Origin of the sequence: Prevotella sp. oral taxon 317 str. F0108, from assembly GCF_000162415.1 — a bacterium.
Classification (GTDB): Bacteria; Bacteroidota; Bacteroidia; order Bacteroidales; family Bacteroidaceae; genus Prevotella; species Prevotella conceptionensis.
Map to the genome: position 1 here is coordinate 615,571 of NZ_GG740072.1, position 12,185 is coordinate 627,755.

Sequence of the window (12,185 nt, forward strand, 5' to 3'; positions counted from 1 at the left end):
TATTACCTTTGCCTTTGTGAAGATGATAACGATATTGGGTCCAACTGCCTGTGGCAAAACTGCCTTGGCTGTTAATCTTGCCGCCAAAACGGGTGGCGAGATTATCAGCGCGGATAGTAGACAGGTGTATCGGGGCATGGATATTGGTACAGGTAAAGACCTGTCTGAATATAATGTGGACGGCAAACAAATTGCTTACCACCTTATAAATATAGAGGATGCTGGGCAGAAGTATAACCTGTTTAGGTTTCAAGAAGACTTCAACGCCGCATACGAAGACCTTACCCATAGGGGAGTGCTGCCCATATTGTGCGGCGGAACGGGTCTTTATATGGAGGCGGTGCTGAAAGGTTACGCCTTGTCGCCTGTTCCGCAAGACGACAACTTGCGCAAAAAACTATCCGCACGAACGTTAACCGAGTTAAAAGAGCTGTTGGTATGGTTGAAGGCAAGGAACGGTTCGGTAATGCACAACGAAACGGATGTTGATACGGTAAGTCGTGCCATAAGGGCAATAGAAATTGAATTTCACAACTTACGCCGTCCCGTTGATACACGAAGGCTGCCAGCCGTGAGTTCGCTCATCGTGGGATTAGACGTTGGCAGAGACGTACGCAGAGAGCGAATAACTGCTCGACTGAAAGCCAGATTGGAAGAAGGGATGGTAGAAGAGGTGCGTGGACTGCTTGAAAAGAACGGCATTGCGAAAGAAGACCTGATGTACTATGGACTGGAATACAAGTACGTTACGGCCTTTGTGGTTGGAGAAATGTCGTACGATGAAATGTTCAAGCAGTTGGAGATAGCCATTCACCAGTTTGCCAAACGGCAGATGACGTGGTTTAGAGGCATGGAACGGCGTGGGTTTAACATCCACTGGTTAAACGCTAGCATGCCAATGGCCGACAAGCTAGCGCAAATTGAAAGGTGGATGGAACAAGAAGACGAAACTATTTACGGAAAGAGAAGATAATAGTATGGCAGCAAACAAGAAATGGGCAATATTGTACTGTCCCAAGAAAGGGATGTACAGCAGGGGAGTGCGTTGGAGTAGGGTGGAGCGAAGCCTGATGGACAACGGAATCGACTTTGACTATGTGCAGAGCGAAAACGCCAATAGCGTTGAGCGACTGATAACCATGTTCATTGAGAATGGTTATCAAACCATTGTTGTTGTTGGGGGCGACTCGGCTCTTAACGATGCTGTAAACTGTCTGATGCGCGCTGACAAAGAAACGAGAGACGGCATAGCGTTGGGCGTTATACCCAACGGGCTGATGAACGACTTTGCTCATTTCTGGGGAATGAAGGACGGCGATGTGGACTCTATCGTGAAATGGTTGAAGAAAAGACGCGTAAGGAAGATAGATTTGGGTCTCATTCGCTATATTAATAAGGAGGGGAAGAACTGCCGGCGGTACTTTCTGAATTGTGTAAACGTTGGGCTGATTGCCACCATCATGAACTTGCGCATGCAAACACGACGCCTTTTTGGGTCGCGTACCTTGTCTTTCCTTTTTTCTTTCGTACTTCTGGCCTTCCAACGACTAGAATATAAGATGCGTTTGAAAATTAATGAAGAAGTGCTGAACCGCAAGATAATGACCATCTGCGTTGGAAACGCTTTGGGGTACGGTCAAACGCCCAATGCAGTTCCCTACAACGGATTATTGGATGTGTCGGTGGTGTATCATCCTAAGATGATGAAATTGTTTGAAGGTATTTACTTGTTTTTGCGTGGTAAATTCTTAAATCATCGTAGCGTGCACCCTTATCGCACACGCATGGTTGAATTCATGGATGCCAATCACGCCTTGGTTGGCATTGATGGAAGGCCGATGAACACGCCCGTTGGCGAGTTTAAGATTTTGGTAGAGCAAGAAGTGATAAACTTTTTGATACCCGATTAACCCAGTTTGCTAACTTTGCGCAACTCTTCGTCTTGCATGATGCGTATCTTGCGGCCATCTATTGCAACCATGTTTTCGGCAGCAAACGAGGACAATGTGCGTATGGCATTGCTTGTTGTCATGTTTGACATGCTCGCGATATCTTCTCTGCTGAGATATATGTTTAGTGTGTAGCCGTCTTCTTCCACTCCATAGCTGTCTTTTAAGAACAACAGCGTCTCGGCTAGTCGCCCTCGTATGTGCTTTTGTGTAAGATTTATCGTTCGCTCATCAGACGAGCCTAGCAATCTTGCCAAATGCCGAATGAAGAAAGACGAGACGGCCGTGTTTTCGTGAATGAACTTCACCACCAATTTGATAGGTATGAAAGCAACGACGCACGTGTCGATGGCCATAGCCGAAGTTTTATATTCTTCGCCTGCGAAGAAAGCCCGATAACCGAAAAATTCCACAGCCTTAATAGCGCGGATAATTTGACTTCTACCATTAACGCCATCCTTATATACCTTAACCTTACCCGACACAAGGCACATCACTTCGTGTGGAGATTCACCTCCTCTATATATGATGTCGTTCTTTGTAAATGTAACAATCCGCACATTGTCGGCCAACAGTTCTTGTTGGGCTTTCGAAAGGGGAGCCCAGTGTTCGGAAATGATACCAATCACTTCCTCCCTTGATACTAGAATTTTAGCTGTCATAATTTTCCTGGCTTTACTCAGTCTTGTAGTGATTAACAGAATTGCATACAAAATTACACATTTTTCTTCTAAGGAGCGGGTTTGTTGTTCTCTTTTTTATCTGAATGAAGTAGAAAAAAGGTTATTTTTGCAATTTCATCGGCTTTTATTTGTGTTAAAGCCGATATTTTTGTACTTTTGGCGGATGAAGAGTTGACATCCTAACCAATCTTCTGAACTTGATGACTAACAATTAAACCTTAAAGTATAGCTATATGGGTTATATACGATTTGAAAAATCCCTCATGACCAATCTTGAGGAAACATTACCTAAAGAGTTGCTGCGGACTAACAGGTCGGGAGCGTATGCTTGTTCGTCTATACTGGATTGCAATACGAGGAAGTATCATGGCTTACTCGTTCTGCCAATTCCTGAAATCGATGACGACAATCATGTGCTGCTCTCTGCACTCGATGTCTCTGTGGTTCAACACGGCGCAGTGTTCAATCTTGGGGTGCATAAGTACCGCGGAAACACGTACAGTCCTAACGGACACAAATACATCCGCGAGTTCAACTGCGATAAAGTGCCCACAACCTTGTATAGGGTTGGGGGAGTGCTGCTGAGAAAGGAAATGGTTTTCCAGCACTTCGAGGACCGGATACTTATTCGATACACCTTAGAAGATGCGCACTCAGCCACCACTCTGCGTTTCAAACCCTTCCTCGCATTTAGGAGCGTGCGAGAGTACACTCACGAAAACACCGTGGCGTCACGCGAGTACCACGAAGTGGAGAACGGCATAAAGACTTGCATGTATGCAGGTTATCCTGATTTGTTCATGCAGTTCAGTAAGAAGAATACGTTTGTGTTCGAACCAAATTGGTATCGTGGCTTAGAATATCCAAAGGAACAAGAACGCGGTTACGATGCCAACGAGGATCTTTATGTGCCTGGTTACTTCGAGATGAACATCAAAAAGGGCGAAAGCATCGTGTTCTCTGCCTCCATCAAAGAGTTTACAACAAAAGGCCTCTGTCAATTGTTTGAAGATGAGGTGAATGAGAGAAGCCCTCGCGACAACTTTCTCCACTGTTTGATAAATGCTGCTCACCAGTTCCATATCAGTGAGGGAGATGGTGACGAGTACATCCTAGCCGGATATCCTTGGTTCAAGTGCAGGGCACGCGACACCTTCGTCGCTTTGCCTGGTTTAACATTAGCCATTGAAGAAGAAAGTTATTTCGAGGCGGTTATGCGCACGGCGGAAAGAGGATTGCGCGAGTTTATGGACGACAAGCCCCTAACTGTCAAGATTGCAGAGATAGAACAGCCCGACGTTTTGTTGTGGGCGATTTGGGCCATACAGCAATATGGACGAGAAACTGGCAAGGAACGGTGCATTGAAAAGTATGGACAGCTGGTTAAAGACATCATTATATATATAAGGAGTAACAAGCATCCAAACCTTACACTCGACGACAACGGACTTATTAGGACCAACGGAAAAGACAAAGCCGTAACTTGGATGAACTCAACCATCAATGGCAAGCCCGCAGTTCCTCGCTCCGGATACATCGTAGAGTTCAATGCCCTGTGGTATAATGCACTGAAATTCGCTGCAACCATCGCCACCGACATGGGCGAACCCCACGAAACAGAGAACTTGGAAGAGATGGCCGAACGGTGTAAGAAAGCCTTTGTGGACACGTTCTTGAACGAATACGGCTACCTTTACGACTTTGTTGACGGCAATATGGTAGACTGGAGCGTGCGTCCGAACATGATTTTCGCCGTTGCGTTAGACTATTCGCCATTAGAGTTGAACCAAAAGAAGAGCGTTCTTGATGTCTGCACGCGGGAGTTGCTCACCCCCAAGGGACTTAGAACCTTGTCGCCCAAGAGTGGAGGATACAATCCCATGTACGTAGGGTCGCAGCTGCAACGCGATTATGCCTACCATCAGGGAACCGCATGGCCTTGGTTGGGCGGATTTTACATGGAAGCGTGCCTCAAACTCTATAAGCGTACGCGCCTAAGCTTTATCGAAAGACAGATGGTTGGCTACGAAGATGAGATGTTCTACCATTGTCTCGGAACCATTCCCGAACTATTCGATGGCAACCCTCCTTTCCATGGTCGTGGCGCAATATCGTTCGCCATGAACGTAGGCGAAATACTGAGAACTTTAGAACTACTTGAAAAATACTCATATCAATAACAACGGAGGAACTGAATAATGAAAGTACTAATGTTTGGTTGGGAGTATCCTCCTCACATCTTAGGCGGTCTTGGTACGGCAAGCTTTGGCATCACCGAAGGGTTGCATGCCCAAGGCGACATGGAAATAGCTTTCTGCCTGCCCAAACCTTGGGGCGACGAAGACAAGAACGCCGCCAACATCGTGGCCATGAACTGCGTTCCCGTGGCATGGCGCGACGTAAACTACGATTATCTTAAAGAAAGGTTAGGCAACGTAATGTCTCCCGAATACTATTATGAATTGAGAGACCACATATATGCCGACTTCAACTACATGAACTTGAACGACCTGGGTTGCGTGGAGTTTTCCGGACGCTACCCCGACAACCTGCACGAAGAGATTAACAACTACTCAATCGTTGCAGGCGTAGTGGCTAGGCAGCAGTCGTTCGATATCATTCACGCACACGACTGGCTCACTTATCCCGCGGGAATTCATGCCAAGCAGGTGTCGGGCAAGCCGCTTTGCATCCATGTACATGCCACCGACTTCGACCGTTCGCGCGGAAAGGTAAACCCAACGGTTTATTCAATCGAGAAAGATGGTATGGACAACGCCGACTGCATTATGTGCGTGTCTGAACTTACTCGCCAAACGGTTATCAACCAGTACCATCAAGACCCGCGTAAGTGTTTTACCGTGCACAACGCCGTATATCCCTTGGCGCAAGAACTGCAAGACATTCCACGCCCTAATCACGATAATAAGGAAAAGGTTGTTACCTTCCTTGGACGTATCACCATGCAAAAGGGACCCGAATACTTTGTTGAGGCGGCCACTATGGTGTTGCACCGCACCCGAAACGTGCGTTTCTGTATGGCTGGCTCGGGCGACATGATGGACCAAATGATTTATCTGGCTGCCAACCGCGGCATTGCCGACCGGTTCCACTTCCCTGGATTTATGCGCGGCAAGCAGGTTTACGAGTGCCTCAAAGCCTCTGATGTGTATGTGATGCCGTCTGTAAGCGAACCTTTTGGCATTTCGCCTCTCGAGGCCATGCAATGCGGCACGCCCTCAATCATTTCCAAACAAAGCGGTTGCGCAGAGATATTGACCAATTGCATCAAGGTAGACTATTGGGACATACACGCCATGGCCGACGCCATTTACTCCATTTGCCACAACGATAGCCTGTTCCATTACCTTCAAGAAGAGGGAAAAAACGAGGTAGACCAAATTACTTGGGAGAAAGTTGGACTTTGGATACGCACGCTTTACGAGAGAACAATTAACAAGAACTAATGCAGCCTTTAAAACAATAAAACGATGAAAACGATATGTTTATATTTTGAGATACACCAAATTATCCATCTCAAACGGTACAGATTCTTCGATATCGGTACAGATCACTACTATTACGATGACTTCGAGAACGAACGAACCATAACCGACATTGCCGAACGCTCCTACATGCCTGCGCTAAATGCGCTACTCGACATGATTAAGGCCAACGACCAGTACTTCAAGGTGGCCTTTTCACTTTCGGGCGTGGGCATCGAACAATTGGAAATGCACGCACCGCAAGTGTTGGACAAGCTGCAAGAACTAAACGACACAGGCTGTGTCGAATTCTTGGCCGAGCCTTATTCGCATGGTTTGGCATCACTCATCAACGAAGACAGTTTTGAGGCCGAAGTGAAGAAACAATGCCAAAAGATAAAGGAATATTTCGGACAAGTGCCCAAGGTGTTGAGAAACTCTTCGCTCATCTATAACGACGACATTGGGTTGAAGGCTTCGCACATGGGCTTTAAGGGCATGTTAACCGAGGGAGCTAAGCACGTATTGGGTTGGAAGTCGCCCCATTACCTCTACCATTGCAACATGGCACCCAATCTGAAACTGCTTTTGCGCGACATCCGTTTAAGCGATGACGTGTCGTTGCGCTTTAACAACAGCGAGTGGGACGAGTATCCACTCTTCGCAGACAGGTATGTTGGCAAGATAGCAGCTTTGCCCGAAGAGGAACAAGTTATCAACATCTTTATGGAACTTTCGGCTTTGGGTATTGCGCAGCCCTTATCAAGCAACATCTTAGAGTTCCTGAAAGCCATACCCGTTTGTGCCAAACAAGCAGGAATAAACTTCTCAACACCCTCCGAGATATGTGCAAAGATGAAAAGCGTGGCCGCTTTAGACGTTCCGTATGCCCTGTCGTGGATTGACGAAGAACGCGATGTGAGCAGTTGGCTGGGTAATCCCATGCAACGCGAGGCTTTCAACAAGCTATATAGCGTGGCTGATAGGGTGAGAATTGCCAACGACTCGCGCATCAATCAAGATTGGGACTATCTGCAAGCCTCTAACAACTTCCGCTTTATGACCACCAAGAATACGGGAGTGGCTATCGACCGCGGCATTTACAGCAGTCCGTTCGACGCTTTCACCAATTATATGAATATCCTTGGCGACTTCATCAACAGGGTAAACAGCCTTTATCCCGAAGACATCGGCAACGAAGAACTGAATGGCTTACTCACAACCATTAAGAACCAAGGCGATGAAATAGAAATGAAAGAAAAGGAGATTGTTCGTTTGCAAACCAAAATTGCCAAGATTGAGGCCGAAGACGATAAGCTCCGCGCCATGCTGGATAAGGGAGAGGTGAAACCAAAGGCAAAGCGTGCCACTGCCAAGAAGGTTGCCCAAAAACAGAAGGCAAGTAAAAGGGCAATAGGATAGCCTACATTCTTCCTACATACTTTTTACCAAGTGTTGTTGGTGCAACAAATTATTTTTATGTTCCCAATTGCCAGGTAAATTATTAGTTACGCGAGCTTAGGCCCTAGCCTAGGCTCGCGTTTGCATTCTGTCTACTGCCAGATGTAATACGGTTGGCACTTACTTGTTTACGCCATTGCCCATCTGCAAATCTTAATTATCAAGAAACTTTGGTGTTGTTGCTTTAATGTTGTAACTTTGTATCACGCAAAACAATATAGATAGAATGACTTTACAACAACTAGAATATGTGATGGCGGTGTTTAGGTTCCGCCATTTTGCCAAGGCTGCCGAATATTGTGGCGTTACGCAGCCAACATTAAGCTCGATGGTGCAGAAGTTAGAAGACGAGTTAGGACTGAAAATATTCGACAGAAAGAGTCAGCCCATCGCCCCAACTTCCACTGGACGATTGGTTGTGGAACAGGCATGGAAAGTGTTGCTGCGTGCGCGAAAGCTCAAAGAGACGGTGGAAGAGGAGAAACATTCCTTGCTCGGAACTTTCACCATCGGCATCTTACCCACCATCGCCCCCTATCTTATACCACGTTTCTTCCCTCAACTAATGAACAAATATCCCGATATGGATGTGCGCATCGTGGAGATGAAGACCGAAGACTTGAAACGGGCCTTGGTTCGGGGCGATGTAGATGCGGGCATATTGGCACAATTAGAGGGATTGGACGAGTTTGATAGCCTGCCGTTGTTCTACGAACAGTTCTTTGCATACGTGGCCGATGGCGACCCGTTGTTCAGCAAAGAGAGCATAAAAACAGCCGACCTAACGGGCGAATATCTGTGGTTGCTTGATGAAGGGCATTGCTTTCGCGACCAATTGGTGAAGTTTTGCCACCTTAAAGCAGCATCGGCTGCCAAGAAAGCCTATACCTTAGGCAGCATCGAAACGTTCATGCGTATTGTTGAAAGCGGCAAGGGCATCACCTTCATACCCGAATTGGCCGTGCACCAGCTAGACGAAACCCACAAACGCCTTGTGCGCCCCTTTGCCATCCCTGTGCCAACACGCGAGATTGTGATGATAACCGGCAAGAACTTTATTCGCAAAACACTGCGCAGCCTGCTTGTTGAAGAGATACAAGCGAGCGTACCTAAGGACATGCTGACGTTGAGGCAGACGCAGAAAAAGATCTAGAATACGTTTCTCCCGATTGCATGTTCTGATGTAGCGGAGAACAATAACCGAACAACGTGCGTTTCGCTTGTATCGAAACGCACGTTGTTCGTTTTAATGGACAGTTCTGTATGGCCCCTTGTAAAAGCCTTACAACCAAATACCTTTGCCTAAGTCGTGTGGTGCTGTTGTGAAGATGGACTTGTGATAATCGCGAAGAGCCTCTGTCCATGAAAGGTTAAGGGCTTTCATAATGCGGTGAATCAGTTTGTTGCTTACATCTTCTTTAAAACCATTTTCTGGGAAATTGTCAATGTCCATGTCCTCCTTAAAGGTATCTTCTCCGATGTAATCTTCCCTATCTGCATACACCACCACAGGAACGGTGAAGTTTATGTCCCAGGTTCCCTGTTGCAACTGCATGGGCGAGAATCGATAATAGGGACTGAATTTACCCGTGCGAGGGTCCTTCTTTCCTTGAAATCCATGATATAGCCTAATGCGGAGGTCCATCGTTACATCGTCTTTCAAAAATTTCATCACCCCTTTAAGCCCGATGGGATTGGTGGTGCCAGTCAGTTTGGCACCGTCGTATTTCACCGTTTTGTCCCAGGGTGTGGTGTCTGTGTATTTGTAAGCGATGTAATCTGGGGTGTTGGGCTTACTGGATACGTCCCTTCCGCTCATCAGTTCTTTCACGTTTTCAACCGTAAAGAAGTGCTGGTGAATGGCGTCCTGACCATTTTTCACAAATTGTCCGTTTATGTATTCGCCTTTGGCGTTATAGTATTTGATGAACAAGAGATAAACAGGGGCGGGATTTTCGAACCCTTTTTCTGTACTATAATCGTGGGCTTTCACCACATAAAACTTGTCGGCACTGCCTTCTGCTAGCGTCCAACCTTTGCCGGGCTTTACCTCGTAGGTTATTTCTTGGATGCGTTTCAGGTATTTTGCTTTCGATTCAGAGTCTTGGTGGAATCCTCCCTCCGTGTCAACGTAAAGCCAATTGGCGTGCATGTGGCCTTGAACCAGCTGCACAGTTACCTTCACGGGGTCTTCGTGTAACTTGTTTTTCGTTTCGTCAACCGGTGTGTCCACTTTGTTGTCGCAAGCGGTGAATGCTAGTGCGAATAATGCAGCACAAGATAGTGCCAACATTGATTTGAAAAAATTCTTTTTCATAACCTTATTAGTTTTGTTGTTTAATTGTCAATGTTTGTTGTTTTTTTAGAAGAACCAGCCGAGGGAGAGCCGTATGTCGCGCCCCATATCGTGGGCGTAATAACGCGAGCGGTTGGTGTATTCCTTATATTCTTTGTTAAAGAGGTTGTCGGCAGCCAACAGCACACGCAATTTATTCCGATCGCTAAGCGGCCATTCTATGCCAGCCTCAAACCCGAAGAGGTTGTATGTGGGAGGTGTAAAGTCGATGAGGTCGCTTGCGGGGTTAAAGCGCGTCTGCTTTAAAACCAGCCTGTGCTTTAATTGTAACCATGCGTTGCCCTTACCCACGCGAATGTCTTCCCAGGTCAAGTCGTGGTCGAAACGCGCCGATGGGATATAGGGCAGATAGTTGCCTGTCCGCTTTTCGTTGGCCCAGATAAGGCCTGAAAGCAGGTGGTATTCCAAGTGTTGCATGGGTTTTAGCCGCACATCGAAGTCTACCCCTCGGAGGAAGGCATCGGTTTGCTTGTATTGGAAAAGCGGATATGAACCTGAAATCACTGTGACATACTTGCCTCTTTCTGGTTCGTCGTAGATGTAACCGTTTATCCATTGCAGGTAGGCATCTACCCTAACCTCTGCAAAGGCAGAGCGGTAGGATAGCGAAGTGACCCATTTTGTGCTCTGTTCCGAGTGCATGGTTGAGTCGCCCATGACGAACATGCCCGAACCCAGCTCGTTTCCGTTGCTGTAAAGCTCGTGCACGTGTGGTGCACGCCACGCCAAACCTAAGTTAGAAGTTAGTTTCAACTGCTCGTTCAAACGATAGCTCGTACCAAGATTGTACGAGAAGTTACTGAAAATGTGGTGCCCGCCATAGAGCTTACCCGTATAGTCGTAGCCCGATGCATGCGTTTCTTGGTTGTCAAAGCGTATGCCTGCCTCTGCCGTCCAATTCTCGTGGCGATACTTCTGTATGGCATAAATGCCTAAGTCGTACTCGGTGTAGTTCGGGATAAGGGGCACAACGCCCGTTCCCGCTTGGTTGCGGTTACGAATGTGCAAGTAAGATGCGCCGGCCTCGGTGTTCCATCTGTTGTAGGCCAAATTCCATTTCAGTTGGTTTTGAAATGATGTAAGGAACAGGCTAACGGCGGGAATATCCGAAAGGTTCATCCTTCGGATGCGGTTTTCTTTGCGGTCATCGTACTGAAAGGCAGTCTGCCATTGAAAGTTGCCATACTTGCCTGCATCGAAAAAGGCCTTACCAATGGCCGTATGGTGAACGACATGCTGGAAAGGGTAGTCGATATGCCTGGTGTATGGCGATACTTCCACGGGTTGCCCCAGTTCTATACGCTGCTTTAACAAGTCTTCGCTACCCATTTGTGCGCTTAGCATAACACCTAACTTTAAGTTGTACATGCTGTAATAGCCTTCCAATTTAAGGTTGTTGTACTTATAGCCCAATGATGCGGAGAAGTCGTGTTCGCGATAGCCGGTGTTGTTAAGCAAGTATTTGGCTGCGCTTTGGTCGCCCGAATTGGCGTAGGTCCCTTGCAGTCGCCAAGCCAAACTATTGTTGAAAGGCATCGTCCCTTCTGCTTGTGCCACAACAGAATAGCGCTTGCCATTGCTGCCATAGAGCGTTCGTAAGTGGCCTGAAACGCCACTTAGCCCATAAGGCAGTGCCTTTTGGTTCATCACGATTATTCCGCCCAAAGCCTCAGAGCCATACCTTACAGACTCTGCCCCTTTGATAACCTCGATAGAACCGCTGCTGTTTTGGTCAATTTCGGGTGCATGGTCGGCTCCCCATTGCTGTCCAGTCTGCCGCGCCCCATTGTTAACGATGAGTATTCGGTTGCCATACATGCCGTTGATAACGGGTTTGGCCACCGTTGTCCCTGTCTGAATGGAGCTTACTCCACTAACATGTTCGAGAATGGAAGCAAGCGATTTGCCCATAGAGCGATCGATAAGGTTTTCGCCTATCCTGTCGCTTACGCTGTTGATGCTGGCTTGTTGGCGCACGCCTGTTACAACAACCTCCTTGATGTTGTGTTCCTTGCCAAAAACCGACTTGTTGCTCTTTTTGTTTATGTTTGTCGTCGTGTCGGTTTGTTGGCTTAACAAGTTGGGTTGTGCGGTGCTTTGCACCTTTGCTGTAGCCCATAGCGCAATGTTCGCAACGAGTGCGACGCAAAGAAAAGTTCTTTTACCCATACGTCAATGTGTGTTAGCTTGCGTGCATAGCGATTTATCGTTTCGGCACGTCAAGCAAACAGTGTACAATTACTGATTGGAG

General features: G+C 47.1%; 9 protein-coding genes. 6 read left to right on the forward strand and 3 right to left on the reverse strand.

All coding sequences use genetic code 11. The features are described 5' to 3' along the window. Window positions 1–22 precede the first annotated feature (22 nt). Entirely contained in the window at window positions 23–973 is a 951-nt protein-coding gene (gene miaA, locus HMPREF0670_RS02205; RefSeq protein ID WP_009229530.1) for a tRNA (adenosine(37)-N6)-dimethylallyltransferase MiaA, read from the forward strand. Between the two features lie 4 nt (window positions 974–977). Further along, window positions 978–1,910, forward strand: coding sequence for a diacylglycerol/lipid kinase family protein (locus HMPREF0670_RS02210; RefSeq protein ID WP_009229531.1), 933 nt, complete (start codon window positions 978–980; stop codon window positions 1,908–1,910). Here HMPREF0670_RS02210 and HMPREF0670_RS02215 read toward each other — a convergent pair. Beyond that, window positions 1,907–2,611: a Crp/Fnr family transcriptional regulator gene (locus HMPREF0670_RS02215; protein WP_009229532.1), complete on the reverse strand. Its 705-nt coding sequence runs from the start codon at window positions 2,609–2,611 to the stop codon at window positions 1,907–1,909. The genes HMPREF0670_RS02210 and HMPREF0670_RS02215 overlap by 4 nt on opposite strands. Before the next feature lie 254 nt (window positions 2,612–2,865). Here HMPREF0670_RS02215 and HMPREF0670_RS02220 point away from each other — a divergent pair, with 254 nt between their 5' ends. The 4 genes from HMPREF0670_RS02220 to HMPREF0670_RS02235 all read left to right on the forward strand — a co-directional run bounded on the left by HMPREF0670_RS02220 (window position 2,866) and on the right by HMPREF0670_RS02235 (window position 8,731). Beyond that, window positions 2,866–4,812: a glycogen debranching enzyme N-terminal domain-containing protein gene (locus tag HMPREF0670_RS02220; protein ID WP_009229533.1), complete on the forward strand. Its 1,947-nt coding sequence runs from the start codon at window positions 2,866–2,868 to the stop codon at window positions 4,810–4,812. Window positions 4,813–4,830: 18 nt separating this feature from the next. After that, window positions 4,831–6,099 carry a glycosyltransferase family 4 protein gene (locus HMPREF0670_RS02225; RefSeq protein ID WP_009229534.1) on the forward strand — a complete coding sequence of 423 codons (1,269 nt, stop codon included), beginning with the start codon at window positions 4,831–4,833 and terminating at the stop codon, window positions 6,097–6,099. A gap of 24 nt (window positions 6,100–6,123) precedes the next feature. Further along, window positions 6,124–7,539 (forward strand): glycoside hydrolase family 57 protein, encoded by a 1,416-nt coding sequence (locus HMPREF0670_RS02230; RefSeq protein WP_009229535.1) that lies wholly within the window; start codon window positions 6,124–6,126, stop codon window positions 7,537–7,539. 265 nt (window positions 7,540–7,804) lie between these two features. After that, window positions 7,805–8,731: a hydrogen peroxide-inducible genes activator gene (locus HMPREF0670_RS02235; protein WP_009229536.1), complete on the forward strand. Its 927-nt coding sequence runs from the start codon at window positions 7,805–7,807 to the stop codon at window positions 8,729–8,731. 129 nt (window positions 8,732–8,860) lie between these two features. Here HMPREF0670_RS02235 and HMPREF0670_RS02240 read toward each other — a convergent pair whose 3' ends face one another. Both HMPREF0670_RS02240 and HMPREF0670_RS02245 read right to left on the reverse strand, forming a co-directional pair. Further along, window positions 8,861–9,895, reverse strand: a complete 1,035-nt coding sequence (locus HMPREF0670_RS02240; RefSeq protein WP_044077614.1) for a hypothetical protein — start codon at window positions 9,893–9,895, stop codon at window positions 8,861–8,863. 45 nt (window positions 9,896–9,940) lie between these two features. Further along, window positions 9,941–12,103, reverse strand: a complete 2,163-nt coding sequence (locus HMPREF0670_RS02245) for a TonB-dependent receptor (protein WP_009229538.1) — start codon at window positions 12,101–12,103, stop codon at window positions 9,941–9,943. Window positions 12,104–12,185: the final 82 nt, after the last annotated feature.